We start from the raw sequence: 23956 nt of genomic DNA on the forward strand, positions 1-23956 counted from the left end.
ATGAAACTCAACGTTGCACAGCGCATGGAGGAATTCCAGCCTGGTATTTTCAATGTCTTGGATGAACGCCGCCAGCAGCGGCTGGCCCAGGGGCTTCCGGTGTACAATCTGTCCATTGGCACCCCGGACTTTCTCCCGGAACCCCACGTGGTACAAGCCCTGGCCCAGGCGGCCAGCCAGCCCACCAACTACCGCTATTCTCTCACCGAACTGCCGGAGCTGGTGGAGGCGGTCCAGCACTGGTATCTGCGCCGCTATGGCGTGGAATTGGAGCCAGAGGAGCTGATGAGCATCTACGGCTCTCAGGAAGGGCTGACCCACATCGGCTGGGCTCTGTGTGACCCAGGAGATGTGGTGCTGGTGCCTGACCCCGGCTATCCCATCTTTGAGATGGGCCCCGCCCTGTGTGGGGCAGAAATCGTCCATTACCCTCTGAAGGAAGAAAACGGCTACCTTCCTGATTTGGACGGGATAGAACCGGAGCTGGCAGACCAGGCCAAGATGATGGTGGTATCCTATCCCGCCAACCCTGTGTGTGTCACCGCTCCCGACGAGTTCTACCACAAGCTCATCGCCTTCGCCAAGGCCCACAATATCATCATTCTTCACGACAACGCCTATTCCGACATCATCTTTGACGGACGGGTGGGGAAGTCCTTCCTGGCCTACCAGGGAGCCAAGGAGGTGGGGGTGGAGTATAACTCCCTGTCCAAGACCTACAATCTCACCGGTGCTCGCATCTCCTTTGTGCTGGGCAACCGTCAAATCATCCAGACCTTCCGTCGGCTGCGCTCCCAGATCGACTACGGCATTTTCCTTCCCGTGCAGTATGCCGCTATCGCTGCCCTCAACGGGCCTCAGGACAGTGTCACACGCAATCGTGCCGAGTACCAGGCCCGACGGGACGCCCTTTGTGGTGGCCTGCGCTCCATTGGCTGGAATGTGCCGGATAGCCAGGGCAGTATGTTTGTGTGGGCACCCCTGCCCAAGGGATATCACAACTCCGTAGACTTCTGCTTTGAGCTGCTGGAGCGCTCTGGACTGCTGTGCACCCCTGGCTCCGCCTTCGGCCAGCTGGGAGAGGGCCATGTGCGCTTTGCCCTGGTGCAGCCAGTTCCGGTAATGCAGGAGATCGTGGCAGCTGTGGCGAAAAGTGGGATGCTGAACCATGAAGCGTAACGTATCCCTTCTCCTCGCCGGGGTGTTGGCAGCCCTTTCCTTGTCAAGCTGCTCTCTTCTCACAGAGATTGCTCCAACTCCCACCCCCACCGCCCAGGTGGTCAGCTATGATTTGGAGACCGTCCCTCCTTACACAGACCAGCCCTATGTGGTCCTACAGGACAATGTCCCAAATTTTGATTCCTCTGACTTCACTACCCAGGCCTTTGAGACCTATGCTTCCTTGGATGAGCTGGACCGCTGCGGGGTGGCTTACGCCAACATCTGCACGGAGTTGATGCCCACCGAGGAGCGTGGTTCCATCGGTCAAGTGAAGCCCTCCGGTTGGCACACTGTCACCTATGACAATGTAGACGGGCGGTACCTCTACAATCGCTGCCATCTCATTGGCTTTCAGCTGGCGGGGGAAAACGCCAATGAGCAAAATCTCATCACTGGCACCCGATATATGAATGTGGAGGGCATGCTACCTTTTGAGAACCAGGTGGCAGACTATGTGGAGGAAACGGAAAACCATGTACTATACCGGGTCACTCCCATCTTTCATGGGGACAACTTGGTGGCCTCTGGGGTACAGATGGAAGCCTGGTCAGTGGAAGACCAGGGGGAGGGCGTATGCTTTAACGTATATGTCTACAACGTCCAGCCTGGCATTACCATTGACTACGCCACGGGGGAGAGCTGGACCTCAGAAGTAACCGCCACCCACTATGTCCTCAATACCAGCTCAAAAAAGTTCCACCTGCCAGAATGCTCTGGGGTGCGGGATATGAATGGCTCCAACCGCCAGGACTATCAGGGCAGCCGAGCGGCACTGGTGGAACAGGGATACTCCCCCTGTGGCCTATGTCACCCATAATCTGATCCACCATGGAGATACATATGACATTGACGCAATTTCTGCATACTTATCGGCTGTCCCTGAATGCACAGCAGCAGCGAGCCGTCCAAACTCTGGATGGCCCGGTGCTGCTGTTGGCCGTTCCAGGCAGCGGTAAGACCACCGTCTTGGTCAGCCGAATTGGATACATGGTCCTGGGGTGTGGCATACCTCCAGAGTCCATCCTCACCATGACGTATACCGTCTCAGCGGCCCGGGATATGCGGCAGCGTTTCGCCTCTATGTTTGGAGCAGAGGTAGCTCAGCGGCTGGAGTTTCGTACCATCAACGGGGTATGCAGCCGCATCATCTCCTGCTATGAGCACATCACGGGACGGAAAGCCTACACCCTGATGGAACAGACTTCCCAGCAGAGTTCTCTCATCGGCACGCTCTACCATCGTCTGACCGGAGAATACGCCACGGAGAGCACCATCAAGGCGGTACAAACCGCCATTACCTATGTAAAAAACCAGATGATCACCTCTGAGCAGGAGCTGGCGCAAGTGGAAGTGGAAGGTGTGACCGACTTTCCCGCCCTGTACCACGCCTATGGTCAGGCCCTGCAACAACAGCAAAAGATGGATTATGACGACCAGCTGGTGTATGCCCGGAAAATTCTAAAGCTCTGTCCGCCAGTCCTCCGCCAGTTCCAGGCACGATACCGATATTTTTGTGTGGATGAGGCCCAGGACACCTCTAAAATCCAACACGCCATCATCTCCCTCTTGGCTCAAACCAGCGGGAACCTGTTCATGGTGGGAGATGAGGACCAGAGCATCTATGGCTTTCGAGCAGCTTATCCCCAGGCCCTGCTCCACTTTCAGGAGCTCTATCCCAAGGCGCAGGTGCTGTACATGGAGACCAATTATCGCTCTACCAAAGAGATTGTCAGTGCCGCTCAGACCTTTATTGAGAAGAACAAAAACCGCCACCCTAAGACCATGGTCTCCACAGGGCGCACCGGGCCCAGTATTCGTCAAGTGATGGTGCAGAACCGAACCAGCCAGTATGCCTATCTGGCCACTGTGGCGAAGAGAGCCACTCGTCCCATCGCCATTCTCTACCGGGACAACGACAGCGCCATCCCCCTCATTGATCTCTTCCAGCGCCAGCAGATTTCCTATCGGTGCCGTCAAGTGGACTGTGGCTTCTTCACCCATCGGGTGGTGCGGGATATCTGTAACATCATTCGCTTTGCCGCCCAGCCCTGCAATGGGGAGCTCTTTCTGGATCTATACTACAAGCTTGGAGCCGGAATCACCCGGTTGGCCGCAGTAGAGGCGGTCAATCGATGTGAAGGGGAGGGGGTAACCATCCTGGAGTATCTGTCCAAGTGCACCATGCTCTCCCCATGGTCTAGAAAGCAGTGTTCAGCTCTACAAGCCCATGTTTCCTACCTGCTGCAACAACCAGCCCACCGGGCCATCCATCGCATTGTCCACTACATGGGGTACGGGAGGTATGTGGAAGATCGCGGTGGTGATCTACGCAAAGCAGAGATTCTGGAGGCGTTAGGCTTTCAAGAAGCCACACCTATGAATTTGCTAGACCGGTTAAACGACCTGTATCAGCTGATGCGGGAGGGCCCTAATACCGAGCAGGAGAGTGTCGTTACCCTGTCCACCATCCACTCCAGCAAAGGCCTGGAGTACCCCCACGTCATTCTTATGGATGTGGTAGACGGGATTCTCCCCAAAGTATTTAATGTTTCCGCAGAGGACCCCGACTTTGATACCTACCAGGAGGAGCGCAGGCTTTTCTATGTGGCTATGACCCGGGCGCAGGACTCTCTATGGGTGCTCTCTTACAAGGCACAGGAGTTGCCCTCTGCATTTGCTCAGGAGCTGTTTCCTCCCATTACGCCAAAGGAGCAAGCGGCTAAAGTCCATGCGGCCATGTTCCATCCGGGCGTAAAGGTTCGGCATAAAAAATACGGGGAAGGGAAGATCATTGACCTATCCCAGGATATTGTGACCATCTCCTTTTCGCAAGCAGGGGAGAAGAAGTTCTCCCTATCCACCACAGTGAAAAATGGCCTATTGACCAAAGTATAAGAGCACAGTTCGAGATAAACTCGAACTGTGCTCTTATAACTTATACAAATAAAAAACCCTGTCCTACAGTGGGCTGTAGGACAGGGAATCTTTCTATGAGATTTCTCTCATGAAAAGCATTCTTTTTGGGGGTTTTGGTAAAAATTACTTTACCAGCTTCTTGAACTCGTCGGCCACGAACTGGACCTTGGGCCCGATGATGACCTGAACGGAGGTCTTGCTGGGGCGGATCACGCCGGAAGAGACAGCCTTAATGGCCTTCTCGTTGACCAGGCTGGAATCCTTCACCTCCAGACGGAGTCTGGTGATGCAGTTGTCCACGGAGGTCACGTTGGAGACACCGCCCAGACCCTCCAGAACAGCCTTGGCAATGGCAGTGTAGTCATTGTTAGCCAGAGCGCCGTCGGAAACCTCATCGGGATCGTCATCCTCACGGCCGGGAGTCTTCAGGTTGAACTTCACGATAGCGAAGCGGAACACCACGTAGAAGACGATAGCGGCAGCGATGCCCAGAGGAATGATCAGCAGGGTCTTCTGAGCGGCAGGCAGAGAAGCGGAGAAGATCAGGTCAGTCAGACCAGCGGAGAAGGAGAAGCCAGCGCGGAAGCCCACGACAGTGGTGACAGCGACAAAGATGCCGTACAGCAGAGCGTACACCACATACAGACCGGGAGCCAGGAACATGAAGGCAAACTCGAAGGGCTCAGTCACGCCGCACACAAAGGAGGCGATAGCGGCGGACAGCAGGATGCCCATAGCAACCTTGCGCTTCTCAGGCTTAGCAGTGTGATACATAGCCAGAGCAGCAGCGGGAACACCGAACATCATGCAGGGGAAGAAGCCGGACATGTACATACCCAGGCTCCAAGACACATCGGCAGAAGTCTTGCCGCCCCAGAAGTTGGTCAGGTCGCCCAGACCAATGGTGTCAAACCAGAACACGTTGTTCAGAGCGTGGTGCAGACCGGTGGGGATCAGCAGACGGTTGAAGAAAGCGTACAGACCAGCGCCAACAGCACCCATGCTAGCGATGCCCTTACCCAGAGCAACCAGAGCACCAAAGATCACGGGCCACACGAACAGCAGGATGGCAGAAACCACGATGGAGATCAGACCAGCCACGATGGCCACGCAGCGCTTGCCGCTGAAGAAGGACAGCCAGTCAGGCAGCTTGGTGTTCTTGAACTTGTTGTAGCTCAGACCACCGATCAGACCGGACAGGATGCCGATGAAGGGGTTAGCAATCTTGGAGAAGGCAATGTAGTTGGTGCTAGTGGTATCGATGACACCCTCAGCATTCAGAGGCAGCATGTGGGGAGCAATGGTGGCCACCACATTGGTGTTCAGCAGGCTGGTGATCATCAGCCAAGAGGCCAGAGCAGCCAGACCAGCAGTGCCGTCCTTGTCATCAGCCATACCGACGCCGACACCGATGGCAAACAGAATAGCCATGTTGTCGATCAGAGCGCCACCGGCCTTGATCAGGAAGAAACCAATAATCTCGAGAGCGCCCTCAATGGTGCCGCCCTGCATAGCATGGGGGCTGAGAGCGTAACCGATACCCATCAGGATACCGCAGATCGGCAAAGTTGCCACGGGCAGCATCAATGCTTTGCCGAGACGTTGTAAAAATCGCATCATAATAAATGATACCCTCCCTCAATAGATGTATGGGTCAGCATCCGCTGACCCTTATTTTAGGTGGCCGCTGCCCACAACGGCCACCTATTTTACACCCAAAAAGAATGCAGGAGTATGCGAATTAAGATGCAGGAGAAATCCGCTTACAGGTTCTCCTTCAGGAAGGCCTCCATGCCGGCAGCAGCGGCGGCCTCGTCACCACCCTCGCAGGTGATGGTCAGGGTGTGGCCCTGCTTGGCGCCCAGCTTCATCAGGCCCATGATGCGCTTGGCATCGGCGGTCTGACCGTTGGCGGAAACCTTGATGTCACAGTCGGCGAAGGTAGCGGCAGTCTTAGCCAGCTGGCCGGCGGGACGGGCGTGGATGCCCAGGGGATCTTGAATCACATAGGTAAAGGTAGTCATTGGGGTTTTCCCTCACTTTCACAAACTTTCTTTCTCAGTTCCAACACCCGGGTGGGGGAGACGGACAGTTCGTCGTAGCCCATATCCAGGAATGTCTCGGTCAAAGACGGATCGGCACCCAGCTCGCCGCAGATGCCGCACCAGATGCCAGCCTTGTGGGCGTTCTCGGCAATCATCCGCAGCAGACGCATGATGGCGGGGTGATGGGTATCGCCAAACTCCTCCAGAGAGGGGTTCTGACGGTCCACAGCCAGGGTGTACTGGGTCAGGTCATTGGTGCCAATGCTGAAGAAGTCAACCACCTTGGCCAGCTCGTCGCTGATGACGGCGGCGGCGGGGGTCTCGATCATAATGCCGTGCTCCACTTCGCCCACAGGAATGCCCTGCTCCTCCAGCTCCTTGCGGAAGGCGTCGCACATCTCACGCACACGCTTGACTTCCCAGACAGAGGCGATCATGGGGAACATGACGCTGACGGGGCCGTGAGCGCTGGCGCGGTAGATGGCGCGCATCTGGGTACGGAACACCTCGGGACGGCGGATGCAGATACGGATGCCGCGCAGACCCAGAGCGGGGTTCTCCTCGGCGTCCAGGTTGAAGTAGTCAGCCTGTTTATCCGCACCAATATCCAGAGTACGGATGACGCAGGGACGGCCCTGCAGGCCCTCAACCACCTTGCGGTAGGCCTGGTACAGATCATCCTCAGTGGGATAGTCCTCGCGGCCCAGATAGAGGAACTCACTGCGCAGCAGGCCCACGCCCTCGGCGTCGCCCTTGATGACGTGCTCCACGTCGGAGGGGTTACCGATGTTGGCGTACAGCTTGATCTTCTGACCATTACGGGTCACGGAGGGCTTACCACGGTAGGCCTCCAGCTCCTGCTGGTGGCGAATCACGGTCTCGCGCTTCTCGGTCATGGCCTTGAGCGTCTCATCGTCGGGCTGGATGTAATAGTTGCCCTCGATGCAGTCCACCACCATCATCTGACCGCTCAGGGAGTCATCCATGGCGATGTCAGCCTTCACCAGGGAGGGGATACCCATGATGCGGGCCAAAATAGCGGTATGGCTGTTGGCGGAACCGTGCTGAGTGACAAAAGCCAGGATCTTGTCCTTGGGCAGCTGAACGGTCTCAGAGGGAGTCAGGTCCTCGGCAATCAGAATGCCGGGCCGATCCATCTCAAAACCAGAGCTGCCGCCGCACAGGATGTTGACCACACGGGTGGACACGTCGCGCACGTCCGTAGCACGGGCCTGCATGTAGGAGTCGTCCATGGAAGCAAAGTCCATGGCAAACTCTTCACCAGTCTGCTTGACAGCCTGAGCGGCGCCCAGGCCGTTCTGGATCTTGGCCTGAATGCTCTCCAGATAGTCCAGATCGTCCAGCATCATCATCTGGACATCCAGAATCATGGCCTGCTCCTCGCCCAGCTCCTTGGTGGCCTGATCCACCAGGTGCTGCAGCTGAGAAAGAGCAACCTCCTTGGCTTTGTCAAACTTCTGCTGCTCCACGGCGGGGTCGCCGCAGGAGACGGGCAGGGTGGCCTGCCCCTTGCGATAGAGATAAGCTGGGCCAATGGCCACGCCGGAGCAAACCGGCAATCCCGAACCTCGTATCATAATGTGCCTCCTAAATTTATCTGATTTCTTTTTTTACTTTTTCAGAGTGAGCAGCACATCGCCAGCCTTCACGGGGCCAGTGTGTCCTTCCACAGTGGAAAAGTTATCGGAATTGCAGATCACCATGGGGGTGATGGTGTCGTAACCGTCCGCCTTGATGGCCTCACGGTCAAAGGTGATAAGCAGCTGACCCTTCTTCACCTTGTCGCCGTTGGCGGCGTGAACGGTGTAGTGGGCACCCTTCAGGTTCACGGTGTCCAGTCCCACGTGGATGAGCACCTCAGCACCGTTGTCAGCCTGGAGGCTCACAGCGTGGCCGGTGTCAAACATCATCTCCACGGTGGCGTCACAGGGAGCAACCACCTGAGTGCCAGTGGGGCGGATGGCGATGCCCTTGCCCAAGATCTCCTCGCTGAACGTAGGATCGTTGACCTGGCTGACCGGAACGGCCTCTCCGTCCATCGGGGCGTAGATCACCAGATCGTCTGCATGCGAAGACTTGCCCAGCAATTTGTCAAATAGTCCCATGTTCCTTCACTCCTTCTTTTCCTTTATTGATGCGGTGTAAGTGAACAGCCAGATAGGCTTTCTGTTCCTTGGATAATTCTTTCCCGCAGGCTGTTTCCAGCTCCTTGGTGAGGATTTCCGCCAGATGATAGTCCTGCGGGAATGCCTGCATAATCAGGTCAGAGAACTGCTCGTCTGCCGGGAGAGTATCCCGGGGGGAATAGAGGTCCAATGCCAAGAACTTCAGATGAATGACCAACTCATCATAATAGATGGTGGTTCGATCCAAATGGAACTTGTCATTGGACTCCAGCGTGTGCAGCATCTGGCCCAGCGCCTGGGTAACCTTTAAGGTAATACCCAGAGACATCTCATGCTCAGCGTTGACCAGGTGTAGGGCGATGGAGGCCGCCTCATCCTGGGGAAGCGTCACATTGAAACGACGCTGAATCTCCGTCAAAGCGTGACAGCCGATGTTGTACTCCTGGGGATAAAACAGACGGACTTCCGTATGCAGGGCATTGGTAAACCCCATACCGGATTCCGCCCGGCGGATGGCAAAGCAGATGTGGTCGCACAGCGTCAGATAAATTCCCTCGTTGAGGGGATGATCCAGCACCTGAGTGGCGTATTGAATCAGCTCTGTACAAAACTCTACCTGAGGCTGGGGACAGCGGGCCAGCAGGTCCTTCAACTGTTCCAGATTGGCGGGATTGGAGATGCTGAACACCTTTTCCACGCGCTCCTGATCAATCACCGCGCCCTGCTTGACACCAAACCCAAGTCCGCGTCCCATGACGATGTGTTCCTGTTTGTTCTCGTCTAAGCAGCTAACAATGTTATTATTGATCGTTTTAAGCACATGGAATACCACCGTAATTCCTCCTCTGAACGGAAATCGAAAGGACGAAAAAAGAGAAAAACCAGGCCTCACCCGTAACAGAGAATTGGGCACCGCCCAGACACATCAGCTCTGTAATTTCGTCAAGGTGAGTCCCGGTTTTGCCCGCCTATGCGGTAACAATCCAAGCTACTGGATAAATATTATAAAATAAGCTTGGATTTGTCAATAGTATTTTAGACAAAAGAGATAAGACCGGACTCATTCACAAAATTTCACTGAAATTTTTGTTGATATTTACCTTTGCATTTTGAGTCATTTTTGGGTTAGTGCTGCATAAGCGCTGCGTACTAAGCCCTCATCTGTGTAAAATCGCTCATATTCACTGGCAAAGGGCAATCCCATAGGAACTCCCTCCCGGCGGAACCGCATACCGCCCTCCACCGTGCGTTTTCCCGACATATGGAACGCGGAAATTCCTGTGCGCTCCCGGATAACAGGAATGTTCTCCGGGCTCACGCCGCTGCCTGCCAACAGGGTAATCCGCCCGTCCGCCTGCTGTTGCAGCTGGGCCAAAGTCTCCACTCCCTCCAGAGCTGTGGCCGCCTGACCGGAGGTAAGGATGGTGTCAAAGCCCAGAGTGATCGCCGCCTCCAGGCCCTGCTGGGCATCGGCGCACACATCGAATGCCCGGTGCAGCGTTTTCCCCAGAGGTCCGGCGGCCTCAACCAGGGAAGAGAGGAAGGGGACATCCAAGGTCCCATCCGGACACAGCGCACCAATCACCACGCCGTCTACACCAAGAGAGCGGCACAACTCCACCTCTTTGTACAGGATCTCCTGTTCGGAGGGGGTGTACAGGAAATCGCCGAAGCGAGGGCGAAGCAACACACGCACTGGCACATCCAACTTCTGTACTGCCTCAATGAGATAGGGGCTGGGACTGGTCCCGCCAATGATCAAATTGCCGCACAGCTCCAGTCGGGTGGCGCCACCCGCCGCTGCAGCACGGGCCGATTCCACGCTGTCGACACAGATTTCCAAAGTCATCATGACCGCCTCCTGTCATCGGTAGAATGCTTTTATATATCATAAACAAAAATTGCGCGGAGCACAAGTGGTATTCTTTTCAAGTGGGCGCAAAATAACACCCTCAGCTTTCTGTTGCCGGAAAGCTGAGGGTGCTGGTTCTCATTTCAGGCCGAGGGGAGTAATTGCGCAGTAGTCTTCGATGGTGCCGTGCTTCTTGAAGCACTCCAGGATTTCCTTGCCCACGGGGTGGAGCTCTTCCACGTCAAAGGCTTCCAGCTCTTTGGCGAAGAAGTCGTAGAGAATCTGGGCACCCTTCTGGTAGCCCTCCATTCCCATCTGCTCCTGGGTCTCAGGGTGCAGGAAGGTGGTGCGGATCTCCTGGCCGTCCACCTTCATCTCCTTCATGCAGTAGCCCAGCAGGGAGCAGGGGGCGGGGGTGAGACGGTCCATTTTCATATTCACGCCGCCGCGGCGGGCCAGATACTCTCTGGCAATCCACTCCGCAGCAAAGCCGATGCGATACACACCGATGTGCTGGTTGGGAATCAAAACATACTTGGTGTTGGGGGAGTTCAGAATCTGCTCCAGCAGCAGGTTAGCCTGCACCACCTTACGGCCAGTGGCAAAGGGCCAATAGGAGCCTACGCCTTCACTGGCCAGGGGAGAGTTTCCGCTGATGCTGGGATTCTTAAAGCCACGGGGGGCCACCAGACGCCACAGCCAAGCCAGAGCGGGGGGGATGATGTGCATCAGACCCATGATGCCGTAGTCCGGGTGGGCGGCGCTGGAGGGAGGCATACGCACGCCGAAGCTGCGCACATCCACCTCCACAGGGGACATCTCAATGTTGTCCACCATGGTGCGGGGAATAATCACACGGGGGTTGGGGCAGGGCTTGCCGTTGGAGTCCATGGTGTGGTCCCAAACCAAGCAGGTAGCACCGGGAACACCGTCGATGTTGAAGAACATCAGAGGCTTCTCGCTTTCAATGGTGATGCGCTCGTACATGGGATCGCTGCCATACTCGGTGATGCCGTCCACACGGAGGAACCAGCCGTCCTCACCGTCGTACAGAGCCAGCTTGCCGCTCTCTGTCTGGAAGGAGGGGTGGCAGATGGCCATATCATCGGTGACGGGGTGAATGGTACAGGTATCGCTCATGTGCAGGTAATCCCGCTCGCCGTTCTCCAGGTTGGTACCCAGCAGCACACGGCCATCGGACACACGGTGCACATCCTGAAGCAGCTCGCTCTTGCCGCCGCCAGAAGCGCCCTCGTGCATCATCACCATCTCATTCTCATAAGGGGTGACAATGCGGGCAGCGGAGGCGTGGGCAGTCACCCAGCCCTCCTGTTCGCCGATATCCAGCAGCACGCTGTAAATCCCCTTCTTGGCGGAGGGGCCGGGATAGAGGTTATAAGAGAACACCTCATGGCGATCCTCCAGACGATTGTGCACGCACACCTGTCTGCCGTTGAAGTGGGTGTGGCGGAAGGGGGGAGCGACATAGACAATGGCGCGGGGCTTAAAGTTGTGAATGTCCTTGCCACTGACAAAGGACTGGAGCTGAGACAGAGCAAAGGCAAAGAAAGCCGCATTGCGGGGACACACCAGCAGAGCCTCATAGCCATACTCCTTGCCGCCCGCCATAAAGGGCACCAGGATCAGCTCCTGACGGGCCAGCCACTTATAGGTCTCGATCTTCAACTTCTCGAAGTCGTAGCCGTACACATCCTTAAAGCGGGGCTTATCCGTGGGGAGATCATCGCCAATGCGCATACAGTCCGGATCACGACGGCGCATATAGTCCTCGGTGAAGTTGACGGCAGCACCGTTCTTGCAGCGGGAGACCACTGCCTCCTTCACCAGCTCACCATTGACCCGGTAGCAGACATCCACCTGATTGGTATTGGTTCCGTTATTGCCAAAAATCAGGCCGTACAGCATCTCCTCCGTCTTGGGAATGATGATACTGGGGCTGTTGTCCAGTATCTTTTCCAGGTCGGGAGGGAGCACAAACTCTTCCAACAACACGTTCATGTACCGCAACCTCTTTTCCGTGACATAGTTTGAAATTTAACATACTACACCTAGAGTATCAAACTTGACGGCGACTTGTCAACCACTCTTTTCTTGCAAGATCATTTTTCCTGTCTTGCATTTTCCGGTTTTTTCTAATTCATTTCAACCGTTCTTATTTGATTTGTACCGCATTTATCTAGAAACTCCTTCCATACCACGACAATTTTTCCTGTTTTCTCGTTTCAGATATCCTTTTTCGCAAATGGTCGAATTTTTGTGAGGAAATTAATATTTCATACTTTGTTAACATTTTCCCTCCGCTTCCCAAGACATCTTGCATTTTGCCTCATTTTCCTGTATACTCACAAAAGATACAGCTATTTAGCGAAAAAAAGCAAACGAGTGAGGTACCCCATGAAAATTGCAGAATTGTTTGGCCAAGGCCGCCCTGTATTCTCCTGTGAGATCTTCCCGCCCAAGCGGGATTCCCCCATTGACAGCATCTATCGCACGTTAGATGGATTGAAGGATATTCGCCCTGATTTCATCAGTGTGACCTACGGCGCAGGGGGTGGCGGTAACGTCAACCACTCCACCCAAGAGATTGCCTGCATGATTGAAAATGAGTACCACATTACTGCTATGGCGCATTTGACCTGTGTGGGCTGCACCAAGGAGAGTGCTCTAGAGGTGATGAACACCCTTAAGGCCGGAGGCGTGGAGAATATTCTGGCGCTGCGAGGAGACCACAACCCCAACGCAGTCTCTCACACGGACTTTCTCCACGCTGATGACCTGGTGTCCTGGATTCGGCAGCACGGGGATTTTGGTATTTCCGGGGCATGCTATCCAGAGGGACACCCGGAGAGCCCCGACGTGGTCTCTGACATCCGCTATCTCAAGCAAAAGGTGGATGCCGGTGTGACCCACTTGGTCAGCCAATTGTTTTTTGACAACGACGATTTCCTCCGCTTCTGGGAGCGGTGCCGTCTGGCTGGGATTGAAGTGCCCATTGAGGCGGGTATCATGCCGGTGCTGAGCAAGGCCTCCATTCAGCGTATGGTGTCCATGTGCGGTGCCTCTCTGCCTCGGAAGCTGACCCGTATTCTGGCCCGCTACGGTGATCACCCCCAGGCCATGCGGGAGGCAGGTATCGCCTATGCCATTGACCAGATCTCTGACCTGATCGCCGCCGGTGTGGACGGGATTCACCTGTACACCATGAACAATCCTCAGGTGGCCCGTCAGATCAGTGACAGCATCACCGCCATCCGCAGCGTATGATGGAAGTACAGCTTTCGTCCCTGGACATCTCTGAGGTTCTGCGGTATATGGGCTGTCCCGCCCACCAGGCGGACCAAGCGCTGGTGGAGACGGTAACGACCTGCGCCCAGGCACTTGTAAAAACGGCTCGTCCCCGGTGGACCTATCGCACCTTCTCCATCTCTCTGGAGGAGGAGGGGGTGCGCCTGTCCACCGGGCTTCTTCTACCTGGGCAGGACCTCCGCACTCACCTCAGCGGCTGCCATCAGGTGGCAGTGTTCTGCGCCACCCTGTCCCCGCAGACAGACAGTCTCATCCGGCAGGCGGAGAGCCGGGACATGCTCCAGGCCCTAGCTTTGGATTGCTGCGCCACTGCTGCGGTGGAACAGGTCTGCGATGAAATCGAGACGTTCCTTCACGGAGAGTATCCAGGGTGCTATTTCCCCTTCCGGTATAGCCCCGGGTATGGGGATTTGCCCTTGTCCCTCCAGGGCCCGCTACTGGCCCTGCTGGACGCCCCCCGAAAAATCGGACTGTGCGCCAGCGCCACCCACATTTTAACCCCCCGAAAATCGGTCACTGCTCTCATCGGTGTGTCTCACACACCTGTGACAGACGCCAAGCGAAGCTGTCTGAGCTGTCCTGCCGGGGAACATTGTCAATATCGAAAGGCAGGCGGTCACTGTGGATCTAAATAAGTTACTCACCTCCGGTCACCCCATCTTGCTGGACGGCGCCATGGGCACCATGCTCCAGGCCAAAGGGCTGCCCACAGGCGCAACCCCTGAGTTGGTTGCCCTGGAACACCCCCAGTGGCTGCTGGACATACACACAGCCTATCTGGACGCAGGCAGTCAGATTGTCTATGCCAACACCTTTGGGGCCAACCGAGAAAAGTTGGCCCATTGCGGGGTCACTGTGGAAGAAGTCGTACAAGCCGCCGTCTCTCTGGCCAAGCAAGCCGCCCAGGGCAGGGGACTGGTGGCGTTGGATATCGGCCCCATTGGCCAGTTGCTCCAGCCCACTGGCACTCTGGAATTTGAAGAGGCAGTGGATATATTTGCCCAGGTGGTACGGGCCGGTGTGGCCGCTGGGGCTGACCTGGCCGTCATTGAGACCATGACCGACCTACAGGAGGCCCGAGCCGCTCTGCTGGCCGTGAAAGAGAATAGTTCCTTGCCCGTCATGGTGACCATGACCTATGAGTCCACCGGGCGCACCTTCCTGGGTTGCAGCCCCGCCTGCGCCGCTCTGACCCTGGAGGGAATGGGGGCCGATGCCATCGGCATCAACTGTTCCCTGGGCCCCCGGGAGATGCCTCCCCTGGTGGAGGAACTGATTGCATGGACCAATCTCCCTATCGTGCTCAAGCCCAATGCAGGCCTACCCCACCCGGATGGCTCTGGCTACGACATCACCCCGGAGGAGTTTGCCCAGAGTCTGGCCTCCCTGGCCCAGATGGGGGTACAGGTATTCGGCGGCTGCTGCGGCACCACACCGGAGTATATCCGGCTGCTACGGGAGGCGCTCAGCCAAACCCAGGTGCGCCAGGTGCCCCGCCACGTGCCTCCAGCGGTGTGCAGCGCCACTAAAGTGGTGCCCATTGACCGAGTGCGCGTCATCGGTGAGCGCATCAATCCCACGGGCAAAAGGCTCATGAAAGAAGCGCTCCGCCGGGGCGATGTGGACTATATGCTGGGGCAGGCCCTGGCTCAGGTAGACGCAGGGGCGGATCTTCTGGATGTCAACGTGGGTTTGCCCGATATTGATGAGGCTGAGATGATGGTGGCAGCGGTGAAGGCCATTCAAGGGGTGACAGATGCCCCCTTGCAGCTGGACTCCACCGACCCGGTCGTGCTGGAGCGGGCCCTGCGGGTGTACTGCGGCAAGGCCATCGTCAACTCGGTGAACGGGGAAGACGCCACCAGCGACAAAATTCTCCCCCTGGTGAAACAATACGGCGCCGCTGTGGTGGGCCTCACCCTGGACGAAGAGGGAATTCCCCAGACCGCCCAGAAGCGGGTAGACATCGCCCGCCACATTCTGGCCCGAGCCATGTCCTACGGCATTCCCAAACAGGATGTGTATATTGACTGTCTCACCCTCACGGTGTCCGCCGAGCCCAACGGGGCCGTGCAGACGCTCCAGGCCCTCCGGCAGGTGAAGGAGGAACTGGGCCTGAAAACGGTGCTGGGGGTGTCCAACATCTCTTTCGGCCTCCCCGCCCGAGGACTGGTCAACCAGAACTTTCTCACCATGGCCATGGCAGCAGGGCTGGACCTGCCCATTCTCAACCCCAACGTGGACGCCATGATGGCAGCCGTGCGCTGTTACCATCTGCTGACCACAGTGGATGAGAACGCCGCCGACTTCATCGCCGCCTACGGCAACGCCACCGTATCCACCTCCATCACCACCACAGCCGGGACTTCCGCTTCTCCCACCAGTACCTCCGGCACTCGAACGCTGGAAGAAGCCGTAGTGGCTGGGCTAAAAGCAGAAGCCGCCGCTTCCACCCACAGTCTGTTGGAGCAGCGGGAGCCCATGGACATTGTCAATGAGATGCTCATTCCCGCTCTGGACAAGGTAGGGGCAGACTTCGAGCAAAACCGGGTGTTTCTGCCTCAGCTCATCCAGTCTGCCGGAGCCGCTCAAGCCGCCTTTGACGTCATCCGCCAGCACATGACCACGGGAGACCAGGAGCAAGTGGACCGGGGCACCATCGTGATCGCCACGGTGAAGGGGGATATCCACGACATCGGCAAAAACATCGTCAAGGTACTGCTGGAGAACTACGGTTACACCGTGGTGGACCTGGGCCGGGATGTAGACCCCCAGAAGGTAGTGGAGGCCGCCCAGCGCCACCAAGCCCCGCTGGTGGGACTGTCCGCCCTAATGACCACCACCGTCAAGAACATGGAAGAGACCATCGCCCAACTCCGTCAGGCCGGATTGGCCTGCAAGGTAATGGTGGGGGGAGCCGTGCTTACCCCGGAATATGCCGCTCAAATCGGCGCTGATTTCTATGCCAAAGACGCCAAAGACTCCGTGGACATTGCAAAGCGGGTGTTTTCTACCGCTATGTGATCTGGTCACAGAACGAAAGCACCCAACATAGTATGATACACGTATCAAATCGTGGGAGGAAAACAGATGCGTGTTGTGAAACGAAACGCCGTGGTGGACCAAGCCCTGTGTGTGGCCTGCGGCTGTTGTGTGAAGGTTTGTTCCTTGTCAGCAATTGAAGTATTCCATGGGCTGTATGCCAAGGTAGACCCGGCCCGCTGCGTGGGGTGCGGGAAGTGCGCCAAAGAGTGCCCGGCCTCTATCATCACCATTCAGGAGGTGGGGGCATGAAGGGAAAGCGTTGGTACGACTATCTGTGGATTGCCACAGCCCTCTACCTAGTCCTAGGCTTTTTCAACATTCTTTTTGCCTGGCTGGGCCTTCTGTGCTTTTTCATCCCTCTGATTTTGGCCGTTGCCACCGGGCAGAAGAGCTACTGCAACCGTTACTGTGGCCGGGGTCAGCTTCTGGGTCTGCTGGGAGGCCGGTTCGGACTATCCCGGCGGAGAGATATGCCCAAGTGGATGAAGAGTCGGGGATTCCGTTACGGCTTTCTGGTGTTCTTCTTTGCCATGTTCTTTCTCATGCTGTGGAATACTTATCTGGTGTTTGCAGGTGCCCAGGATCTCTCCCAGGTGGTGACCTTGCTATGGACCTTCCGGCTGCCTTGGCACTGGGCCTACCACGGCACCTTATTCTCCCCCGGTGTGGCCCAGTTTGCCTTTGGATTCTACAGCGTCATGCTCACCTCCACGCTGCTGGGCCTTGTGACTATGGTGCTCTTCAAGCCCCGCTCTTGGTGTGTCTACTGCCCCATGGGCACCATGACACAGCTGATTTGCCAAGCAAAATACCGAGACAAATGAGCAAAAAGCTGCTGCGAGGAAATCGCAGCAGCTTTTTTATCGCTCACTTAATTGTCGCAAGGCTGCTTCATTCTCGATCTTCACCACGCCCCGGGAGAGGGAGACCAGACCCTCGGACTGGAAGTACCGAAGCATTCGGGTGACCACTTCCCGAGCTGTCCCCATGTGGTTTGCAATTTTCTCGTGGGTGAGGACCAGCTGGTCCGTGCCGTCCAGCACGCTCTCCTGGAGGAGAAAGTCGGCCAGACGCTTGTCAAAGCTCTTCCACATCACCTGTTCCATCAGCCACATGACCTCAGAGAACCGAGCACTCATCACCTCATTGGTGTAGTTGGCCACGGCAGAGGACTGCTCCATGAGGGATTTGTACACGTCCGGTGGGATAATCCAGAATTCCGCATCCTTCTCCACCTCAATCTGAATGTCAAACTGGATGCTTTGCAGCATACATGAGGCGGAGAACAGGCACATATCCCGCTCAAAGAGGCGGTACAAGGTGATCTCCCGCCCCTCGTCCGAGAGAATGTACGCCCGCAGCTGTCCGCTGCACACCAACAGTAGCCCCAGGCAGTCCGCCGAACCATTGTGGAGCACGGTCCCCTTGGTAGCCTGGGCTTTGGAGGCAGAGGCAGTGAGCAGGTCCTGCTGGGCTGGGGTCAGTTGGTCCCAAATGGGGAAATATTGAGAAATACTCATGGTTTCACCTGATTATTTTCTTCCGGTCCGCTTTTTGCGGGAATTGTTGGGCTTGGCCACTGCCCATCCGGCCTTTTTCTTCTTGTGCTCTTTCGGCGCAGTGGTGCGGGAAGTGTCCCCCTTGGCCTTGGGCTTTCCGCCCTTGGATGCGTTGGGGCGCTGACTGGAGGCTCCAGGTTTCTTCCCGGACCACTGACCACCCTTGGGCCGGATGAGACAGTGTTTGTCGTAACCGATCAGATCTTCCCGTCCTGCCTTCACCAGGGCCTCGTGGACCAGCATATAGTTTTTGGGGTTGCGGTACTGGATGAGCGCCCGCTGCATGGCCTTTTCATGGGGATTAGTGGGCACATACACCGGCTTCATGGTGCGGGGGTCCAGTCCCGTGTAGTACATAGCGGTGGACAGGGTAGAGGGGGTAGGGTAGAAGTCCTGAACCTGCTCGGGCATATAGCCTAAGTCCCGCAGATACTCTGCCAGAGCCACCGCCTCTTTCAGCGTAGAGCCTGGGTGGGAGGACATGAGGTAGGGTACCACGTACTGCTTCAGACCACACTGCTCGTTGAGCCGCTTGTACTTGGCCAGGAACTTGTCGTAGACAGCCCGGGGCGGCTTACCCATCTTCTCCAGCACCGGGTCGGCGATGTGCTCGGGAGCCACCTTCAGTTGGCCGGACACATGATACTTCACCAGTTCCTTGAAGAACGTGTCATCCTGATCGGCCAACAAGTAGTCAAAGCGAATACCGGAGCGGATGAACACCTTTTTTACCCCGGGGATGGCTCGGAGTTTGCGCAGCAGAGCCAGATAGTCGCTGTGGTCCGCAATCAGGTTTTTACAGGGCTTGGGGAAGAGGCATTGCTGGGTGGGACATACGCCCTTGGTCAGCTGCTTTTTACAGGCGGGCTGACGGAAGTTGGCGGTGGGGCCGCCCACATCATGGATGTATCCCTTGAAGTCCGGCTCCCACACCATCTGCTGGGCCTCTGCCAGGATGGACTCGTGGCTCCGGGTCTGGATGATACGCCCCTGGTGGAAGGTGAGGGCACAGAAGCTACACCCACCAAAGCAGCCACGGCAGGATACCAGGCTGAACCGCACCTCCTCAATGGCAGGCACACCGCCAGCGGCCTCATAGGAGGGGTGATAGGTACGCATATAAGGCAGACCATACACCCGGTCCATCTCCGCCTGACTCAGGGGCTTCTGGGCGGGGTTCTGGATGACGAACTCTTTGGGCCCATAAGGCTCCACCAGCGTCTTTCCAGAAAAGGGGTCCGTGTTGCAATATTGGGTGTAGAAGCTCTGGGCATACTTACGCTTATCCTCACACAGCTCCTGGTAGGAGGGGAGGGTCACATAGGGCATCATCAGGTCTACCTGGGTGGCACGGTACACCGTACCGTTGACAAAGGTGATGTCCTGGGGTTTCAGGCCGCTGTCCAGAGCGTCCGCCACCTCCACCACAGACCGTTCACCCATGCCGTACATGAGCAGATCCGCCTGACTGTCCAGCAAAATGGAGCGCTTGAGCTTGTCTGACCAGTAGTCGTAGTGGGCCATGCGGCGCAAGCTGGCCTCAATTCCTCCGATCAGAATGGGGATATCCTTGTACACCCGACGGATGAGATTACAGTACACCACCGTGGCATAGTCGGGCCGCTTCCCAATCACTCCACCGGGTGTAAAGGCATCCATCTTGCGGTGCTTTTTGGACACGCTGTAGTGGTTGACCATGGAGTCCATGTTGCCGCCAGTGACCAAAAAGCCCAGACGGGGCCGACCCAGGACGGTAATGGACTGGGGGTTCTTCCAATCAGGCTGGGAGATGAATCCCACTTTATATCCTGCCGCTTCCAGCACACGGCTGATGATGGCATGGCCAAAGGAGGGATGGTCCACATAGGCATCCCCAATGACGTAGACAAAGTCACACTGTTCCCAGCCTCGCCGCTCCATATCCGCTTTGGAAATTGGCAAAAAGTCACGCATGGTGCGTCCTCCTTCATTTGTGCATCAATTGACAGCCCTCTATTGTATACGAAAAGATTCCACCTGGCAATGGGTTTTTCATTTCCAGTCTTATAGGAGGTTTTCCTCCTGTACCTTCAGCACAAACTGTCTGCCCTCCACGGTCAACAGGCCATCCCGCTGCATTTTGCTCAGCTCGTTGGACAGGGCACTACGCTCCACATTGAGATAGTCTGCCAGCTGCTGACGATTAAAGGAAATTGTGAAAGAAGGGCTCTTGTGCTCTGCTGCCTGGGCAGAGAGATAGGTCAGAAGTCGACCCCGAATGGTCTTGGCGGTAGTAAAGGCAATTTTCCGAGAGAGGGCCAAATTCTTCTGGGCAGAGATGGACAGTAGGTTCTGCACCAGTCTCTGGTGGAATCCGCACCCATTGCTGCACACCTGGAGCATGTGGGGCGTCTCCAAAAAGAGGACGGTGCACGACTTTTCCGCCACCACACTGACCATCAGCGGCTCATCCGGGATGCAGGAGTAGGTCTCTGCAAACATTTGCCCCGGCTGCACCGAGTCCAACACACTGGTATTGCCCCAGAAGTCATCTCGCTGAATGCAGACGCTGCCCTCCAACACCATACCCATGGCGGTGACACATTCTCCAGCTCCATAGATCAGCTGCCCCTTGAAAAAGGACTGCTCCCTGCCGTGGAGACACCCCAGCATGGCGGTGATATCCTGAGGGGCTATCCCACGAAAGAGGGGAGTCTGGGCCAAAAACGTCAAATTCATTGCAATTCCTCCTGGAGCTACGGATCATTAAATTCATTGTAAGGGGTATCACCTCTCCCGTCAACCATATTGCAAGGCGACACAGGAGACGGTATAATATGGCTTGTCTATTTTACCTGGAGGAGTGACCCCTTATGATTCATTTTCAGCATTTTAACTTTAACGTTTTGGACCTGGACAAGAGCCTGGCCTTCTACAAAAATGCCCTGGACCTGGAGGTCGTGCGGGAATACGTCCCGGAGGATGGTTCTTTTAAACTGGTATATCTGGGTGACGGCAAGACCCCGTTCCAGCTGGAGTTGACTTGGCTGCGAGACCGCACCGATCCCTACAACCTGGGCGAGTGCGAGTTCCACCTGGCCTTTGTCACCGACGACTACGAGGGCCTCCACGCCCGGCACCAGGAGATGGGATGCATCTGTTACGAGAACCCCGACATGGGCATCTACTTTATCACCGACCCCGACGGGTACTGGATTGAAATTGTCCCCGAAAAGTAAACATAAAAACATCATTGGGCCCGTTGCCGCATCTGGCAACGGGCCCAAGTTTCACTTTTATGATCTCTTTTGATCGAAGGCGGGGTTGGTGAGATAGACATTTTTCTGATCCATCCGCTCCTTGGCCCGGTAAATGGCCTCGCCAAAGCGCTGGAAGTGGACGATCTCCCGCTCCCGCAGAAAACGGATGACATCGTTGACGTCTGGGTCATCCGACATACGCAGGATGTTGTCATAGGTCACACGGGCTTTCTGCTCCGCGGCCAGGTCCTCGGTGAGGTCTGCGATGATATCGCCCTTCACCCCAATCCCGGCGGCATTCCAGGGGGAACCAGAGGCGGCCGTGGGGTAGACGCTGGCAGTGTGGTCGATGAAGTAGGGGGCAAAGCCGCCTTCCCGCAGCTGCTCCTGGGTGAGATTTCGGGTGAGCTGATGGACAATGGTGCCGATCATCTCCAGATGTCCCAGTTCCTCTGTCCCTACAGAAGGGTCAAAATGACACCTATCTTTTCACATTGGAACAGAACACATAGCTGTCCCCCCGGGACTCCAAGGTAACCTCCCATGCCGTACCGTCATCCTTGGTGTATTGCAACTGTACCTGACGGTCCGAGATATGGGTACCTGAGGTAATGGTACACCATTGGAAGTTGGTATCTCCGTGCACCAGATAATAGGCGTTCGGTTGCTCCAGGTAGTGGAACTGTTCCAGCCCCTGCTGTTGGGTATCCGTCAGGCCCATGCCCAGACCTTCCTCCAGCACCTGGTCCATCTCCTGCCTGGTCACCTTGATGACATCGTTGTACTCTGTCATGGGTTCCAGTTCACTCAGTTGCTCCCGCTCCGCCTGAGAGAGCTGGGCAGCCGTTCCGTCTATCCCGTTGTAAAACAGCTCAAATAGATTGATTTCACCGGGGGAGGTATACTCGCTGGTTAGAAATTGATTGTGCATGTTCCCGGTGCTTCCGTTGAAGAACTCCTGATTGAAATAGTCCAGCTCCTCCTGGCTCAGAGAATGTGTAGCCTCATTCGGTCGGCAAGACACCAGAGACCCGCACAACAACACAGCTCCACATATCAGCAACAGAAGGAACGTGGGCGGACGTCTCCGCTTCCACTCAAACAGGTTGAGAATGCGAATTCCCGTCTCACGAGCCGTCCGGGAAAACGCCGTGGTAAAAGGCGAACGAGGCGGAGTCGGTCGAACCGATTTCATAGCAATTCTCCTTTCCCATCAAACTTTCAAATGAATGCTTCCCTTGGTATGACTCCCGGTGATGGTGACATGATAGGAATCGGTTTGAGAAATCTCCAGATGGAATTGGGAGGTATCCAGATTGTCATTCTGGTAGAGCGGGGTTCCATCGCTCCCTTCAATGGCGATCCCCAAGGTCTCTTCATCCACCTGAAGCGCCACATCCAGCACATCGCCGGACTGCAAGCGCATGGTGTGGGTGAAACTTCCGTTGAGAATGGTATAGTCCAGGGCCATCTCATCGGGATTCAACAGGCTGTTTCCATTAAACCGCGCTCCACTGTTCAGCAGGTCCTCCCAGGAAAGATCACCCCAGCCACCGCCAAAGAAGTAATTGAGGTCAGGCACCTCCGAAGTCTGTGACATTTGGCTCTCCTCTGGCATCCCCGTAGTTTGCGGCTTCTCTGTCCCTTCTGGCACAGAGTCCGTTGCCAGAGGAGGTGGGTCATCCACTGTGGCAGTTTGACAGGAGACCAAAGAGCCGCTGAGCACCACTCCAGCACACACTAGGCCCAGCACCGCCAGGGGAGGCCGTTTCTTCTTCCACTGGAACAGACTGCGCAGGCGCAATCCCATCTCCTGTGCCGTTGGAGAAAAGGGCGTGGTAAAGGGAGAATGAGGTGGAACCGGATGCTTGTTTCTCTTCATAGCTTCAAACTCCTTTCACACACCGCCCCAGGCCACCAGGACCTCTTGGGGCACACGGGAGGCATCAAAGCGGAAGTGAGCTTCCACTGGAGACCGCCCCAGATAATCCTCTTCCCGGCGAAATTGACCTGCATTGTGCAGAATATAGGGCTGGCCGCTGCGGTTGCGCAGATCGGACACCACCCCGATGTGTTTGCCCCCGTTGAAGATCACAATGTCACCAGGCTGCCACTGGTCAAGATCTGTGATATCACAGGTCAACTCCAGGGCGTAGGTCTGGAAGAAGGCCCATAGATTTTTCACCCTGCGAAAATCAATGTTGGCATCCCGGTATTGGATGTCTGGATAGCGGTCCGGGTATTGGCGCACGTCCTGGTCCACCATATCCCGCAGAGAATAGCCCGCCTGCCGAAACGCCCGCCAAACCACATCGGTACACACCCCAATGTCCTCTGGCGGATAACCGCCGGCATAGTATGTGCCGTCATAGGTGGGGTGGTTCTCTGCGTCTTGCTTGGCTCCCAGCAGAAAATCCGTGTAGTCATCCACCCCGTTGTGGTTATAGTCCTGGGAGCTGTACACCACGTCAATGCCAAAGTGCTGGGAGGAGTAGGTCCGCTTGGGCAAGATGCCGTAATATTGCAGAACTAAGACCAGAACTAACACCAAAACTCCTACACTTGCCAGAATCATCACCCAGGTTTTTCTCTTATGCATCTCCCA

At 56.2% G+C, this 23956-nt stretch carries 22 protein-coding genes and 1 pseudogene; 9 read left to right on the forward strand and 14 right to left on the reverse strand.

What is annotated here, in order from left to right; genetic code table 11:
• The 3 genes from E0L15_RS00155 to E0L15_RS00165 are packed head-to-tail and all read left to right on the forward strand — an operon-like array spanning position 1 to position 4116.
• Positions 1–1179, forward strand: a complete 1179-nt coding sequence (locus E0L15_RS00155; RefSeq protein ID WP_168124112.1) for an aminotransferase class I/II-fold pyridoxal phosphate-dependent enzyme — start codon at positions 1–3, stop codon at positions 1177–1179.
• Positions 1169–2038 (forward strand): DNA/RNA non-specific endonuclease, encoded by an 870-nt coding sequence (locus E0L15_RS00160; RefSeq protein ID WP_168124113.1) that lies wholly within the window; start codon positions 1169–1171, stop codon positions 2036–2038. The genes E0L15_RS00155 and E0L15_RS00160 overlap by 11 nt, the downstream gene beginning before the upstream one ends.
• A 23-nt stretch (positions 2039–2061) precedes the next feature.
• Positions 2062–4116, forward strand: a complete 2055-nt coding sequence (locus E0L15_RS00165) for an ATP-dependent helicase (protein ID WP_168124114.1) — start codon at positions 2062–2064, stop codon at positions 4114–4116.
• A 144-nt stretch (positions 4117–4260) separates the two neighbouring features.
• On the opposite strand, the gene nagE is transcribed toward E0L15_RS00165, so the two are convergent.
• From nagE to E0L15_RS00200, 7 genes are all read right to left on the reverse strand, one after another.
• Positions 4261–5757 carry an N-acetylglucosamine-specific PTS transporter subunit IIBC gene (nagE, locus tag E0L15_RS00170; protein WP_168124115.1) on the reverse strand — a complete coding sequence of 499 codons (1497 nt, stop codon included), beginning with the start codon at positions 5755–5757 and terminating at the stop codon, positions 4261–4263.
• 143 nt (positions 5758–5900) lie between these two features.
• Positions 5901–6161: an HPr family phosphocarrier protein gene (locus tag E0L15_RS00175; protein ID WP_087230097.1), complete on the reverse strand. Its 261-nt coding sequence runs from the start codon at positions 6159–6161 to the stop codon at positions 5901–5903.
• Positions 6158–7780, reverse strand: a complete 1623-nt coding sequence (gene ptsP / locus E0L15_RS00180) for a phosphoenolpyruvate--protein phosphotransferase (protein WP_168124116.1) — start codon at positions 7778–7780, stop codon at positions 6158–6160. Before ptsP ends, E0L15_RS00175 begins: the two co-directional genes overlap by 4 nt.
• Positions 7781–7813: 33 nt before the next feature.
• On the reverse strand, positions 7814–8308 hold the full coding sequence (locus E0L15_RS00185) for a PTS glucose transporter subunit IIA (protein ID WP_087230092.1): 495 nt from the start codon (positions 8306–8308) through the stop codon (positions 7814–7816).
• On the reverse strand, positions 8295–9242 hold the full coding sequence (locus E0L15_RS00190) for a PRD domain-containing protein (RefSeq protein WP_087230089.1): 948 nt from the start codon (positions 9240–9242) through the stop codon (positions 8295–8297). Before E0L15_RS00190 ends, E0L15_RS00185 begins: the two co-directional genes overlap by 14 nt.
• A gap of 201 nt (positions 9243–9443) precedes the next feature.
• Positions 9444–10181 (reverse strand): copper homeostasis protein CutC, encoded by a 738-nt coding sequence (locus tag E0L15_RS00195; protein ID WP_168124117.1) that lies wholly within the window; start codon positions 10179–10181, stop codon positions 9444–9446.
• 138 nt (positions 10182–10319) lie between these two features.
• Positions 10320–12200: a DUF4914 family protein gene (locus E0L15_RS00200; RefSeq protein WP_087230083.1), complete on the reverse strand. Its 1881-nt coding sequence runs from the start codon at positions 12198–12200 to the stop codon at positions 10320–10322.
• Between the two features lie 396 nt (positions 12201–12596).
• Between E0L15_RS00200 and metF the strand changes: the two genes are divergently transcribed.
• The 5 genes from metF (at position 12597) to E0L15_RS00225 (ending at position 17377) form a co-directional block, all read left to right on the forward strand.
• Entirely contained in the window at positions 12597–13466 is an 870-nt protein-coding gene (gene metF / locus E0L15_RS00205) for a methylenetetrahydrofolate reductase [NAD(P)H] (protein WP_087230080.1), read from the forward strand.
• The gene (locus E0L15_RS00210; RefSeq protein WP_168124118.1) at positions 13463–14143 is read left to right on the forward strand and encodes a methionine synthase; all 681 of its coding nucleotides are present in this window, start codon (positions 13463–13465) and stop codon (positions 14141–14143) included. The genes metF and E0L15_RS00210 overlap by 4 nt, the downstream gene beginning before the upstream one ends.
• Positions 14130–16532 carry a homocysteine S-methyltransferase family protein gene (locus E0L15_RS00215; RefSeq protein ID WP_168124119.1) on the forward strand — a complete coding sequence of 801 codons (2403 nt, stop codon included), beginning with the start codon at positions 14130–14132 and terminating at the stop codon, positions 16530–16532. The genes E0L15_RS00210 and E0L15_RS00215 overlap by 14 nt, the downstream gene beginning before the upstream one ends.
• 66 nt (positions 16533–16598) lie before the next feature.
• On the forward strand, positions 16599–16802 hold the full coding sequence (locus E0L15_RS00220; RefSeq protein ID WP_168124120.1) for a 4Fe-4S binding protein: 204 nt from the start codon (positions 16599–16601) through the stop codon (positions 16800–16802).
• Positions 16799–17377, forward strand: a complete 579-nt coding sequence (locus E0L15_RS00225; RefSeq protein WP_168124121.1) for a 4Fe-4S binding protein — start codon at positions 16799–16801, stop codon at positions 17375–17377. Before E0L15_RS00220 ends, E0L15_RS00225 begins: the two co-directional genes overlap by 4 nt.
• A gap of 36 nt (positions 17378–17413) precedes the next feature.
• Here the strand turns inward: E0L15_RS00225 and E0L15_RS00230 are convergent, their stop codons facing one another.
• From E0L15_RS00230 to E0L15_RS00240, 3 genes are all read right to left on the reverse strand, one after another.
• Positions 17414–18073, reverse strand: a complete 660-nt coding sequence (locus tag E0L15_RS00230) for a Crp/Fnr family transcriptional regulator (RefSeq protein ID WP_168124122.1) — start codon at positions 18071–18073, stop codon at positions 17414–17416.
• A 12-nt stretch (positions 18074–18085) separates the two neighbouring features.
• Positions 18086–20065: a YgiQ family radical SAM protein gene (locus E0L15_RS00235; protein ID WP_168124123.1), complete on the reverse strand. Its 1980-nt coding sequence runs from the start codon at positions 20063–20065 to the stop codon at positions 18086–18088.
• A 90-nt stretch (positions 20066–20155) separates the two neighbouring features.
• Positions 20156–20830 (reverse strand): Crp/Fnr family transcriptional regulator, encoded by a 675-nt coding sequence (locus E0L15_RS00240; protein ID WP_168124124.1) that lies wholly within the window; start codon positions 20828–20830, stop codon positions 20156–20158.
• A 134-nt stretch (positions 20831–20964) separates the two neighbouring features.
• On the opposite strand from E0L15_RS00240, the gene E0L15_RS00245 reads away from it, so the two are divergent.
• The gene (locus E0L15_RS00245; RefSeq protein ID WP_168124125.1) at positions 20965–21330 is read left to right on the forward strand and encodes a VOC family protein; all 366 of its coding nucleotides are present in this window, start codon (positions 20965–20967) and stop codon (positions 21328–21330) included.
• 57 nt (positions 21331–21387) lie between these two features.
• Here E0L15_RS00245 and E0L15_RS00250 read toward each other — a convergent pair.
• The 4 genes and pseudogenes from E0L15_RS00250 to E0L15_RS00265 form a co-directional block, all read right to left on the reverse strand.
• Positions 21388–21813: pseudogene (locus E0L15_RS00250) on the reverse strand (manganese catalase family protein); the annotation flags it as partial.
• A gap of 19 nt (positions 21814–21832) precedes the next feature.
• Positions 21833–22375, reverse strand: a complete 543-nt coding sequence (locus E0L15_RS00255) for a hypothetical protein (RefSeq protein WP_168124126.1) — start codon at positions 22373–22375, stop codon at positions 21833–21835.
• Between the two features lie 189 nt (positions 22376–22564).
• Positions 22565–23233 carry a hypothetical protein gene (locus E0L15_RS00260; RefSeq protein WP_168124127.1) on the reverse strand — a complete coding sequence of 223 codons (669 nt, stop codon included), beginning with the start codon at positions 23231–23233 and terminating at the stop codon, positions 22565–22567.
• Positions 23234–23248: 15 nt separating this feature from the next.
• On the reverse strand, positions 23249–23950 hold the full coding sequence (locus E0L15_RS00265; RefSeq protein WP_243155324.1) for a DUF1287 domain-containing protein: 702 nt from the start codon (positions 23948–23950) through the stop codon (positions 23249–23251).
• Positions 23951–23956 lie beyond the last annotated feature (6 nt).

The organism is Pseudoflavonifractor sp. SW1122, assembly GCF_012027765.1.
Taxonomy (GTDB): Bacteria; Bacillota; Clostridia; order Oscillospirales; family Oscillospiraceae; genus Enterenecus; species Enterenecus faecium.

Excerpts from the sequence above, each read along its gene's own strand:
- E0L15_RS00155 (WP_168124112.1), top strand. The coding sequence starts at position 1 with ATGAAACTCAACGTTGCACAGCGCATGGAGGAATTCCAGCCTGGTATT.
- E0L15_RS00160 (WP_168124113.1), top strand. The coding sequence starts at position 1,169 with ATGAAGCGTAACGTATCCCTTCTCCTCGCCGGGGTGTTGGCAGCCCTT.
- E0L15_RS00165 (WP_168124114.1), top strand. The coding sequence starts at position 2,062 with ATGACATTGACGCAATTTCTGCATACTTATCGGCTGTCCCTGAATGCA.
- nagE (WP_168124115.1), bottom strand. The coding sequence starts at position 5,757 with ATGATGCGATTTTTACAACGTCTCGGCAAAGCATTGATGCTGCCCGTG.
- E0L15_RS00175 (WP_087230097.1), bottom strand. The coding sequence starts at position 6,161 with ATGACTACCTTTACCTATGTGATTCAAGATCCCCTGGGCATCCACGCC.
- ptsP (WP_168124116.1), bottom strand. The coding sequence starts at position 7,780 with ATGATACGAGGTTCGGGATTGCCGGTTTGCTCCGGCGTGGCCATTGGC.
- E0L15_RS00185 (WP_087230092.1), bottom strand. The coding sequence starts at position 8,308 with ATGGGACTATTTGACAAATTGCTGGGCAAGTCTTCGCATGCAGACGAT.
- E0L15_RS00195 (WP_168124117.1), bottom strand. The coding sequence starts at position 10,181 with ATGATGACTTTGGAAATCTGTGTCGACAGCGTGGAATCGGCCCGTGCT.
- E0L15_RS00200 (WP_087230083.1), bottom strand. The coding sequence starts at position 12,200 with ATGAACGTGTTGTTGGAAGAGTTTGTGCTCCCTCCCGACCTGGAAAAG.
- metF (WP_087230080.1), top strand. The coding sequence starts at position 12,597 with ATGAAAATTGCAGAATTGTTTGGCCAAGGCCGCCCTGTATTCTCCTGT.
- E0L15_RS00210 (WP_168124118.1), top strand. The coding sequence starts at position 13,463 with ATGATGGAAGTACAGCTTTCGTCCCTGGACATCTCTGAGGTTCTGCGG.
- E0L15_RS00220 (WP_168124120.1), top strand. The coding sequence starts at position 16,599 with ATGCGTGTTGTGAAACGAAACGCCGTGGTGGACCAAGCCCTGTGTGTG.
- E0L15_RS00225 (WP_168124121.1), top strand. The coding sequence starts at position 16,799 with ATGAAGGGAAAGCGTTGGTACGACTATCTGTGGATTGCCACAGCCCTC.
- E0L15_RS00230 (WP_168124122.1), bottom strand. The coding sequence starts at position 18,073 with ATGAGTATTTCTCAATATTTCCCCATTTGGGACCAACTGACCCCAGCC.
- E0L15_RS00235 (WP_168124123.1), bottom strand. The coding sequence starts at position 20,065 with ATGCGTGACTTTTTGCCAATTTCCAAAGCGGATATGGAGCGGCGAGGC.
- E0L15_RS00240 (WP_168124124.1), bottom strand. The coding sequence starts at position 20,830 with ATGAATTTGACGTTTTTGGCCCAGACTCCCCTCTTTCGTGGGATAGCC.
- E0L15_RS00245 (WP_168124125.1), top strand. The coding sequence starts at position 20,965 with ATGATTCATTTTCAGCATTTTAACTTTAACGTTTTGGACCTGGACAAG.
- E0L15_RS00260 (WP_168124127.1), bottom strand. The coding sequence starts at position 23,233 with ATGAAGAGAAACAAGCATCCGGTTCCACCTCATTCTCCCTTTACCACG.
- E0L15_RS00265 (WP_243155324.1), bottom strand. The coding sequence starts at position 23,950 with ATGCATAAGAGAAAAACCTGGGTGATGATTCTGGCAAGTGTAGGAGTT.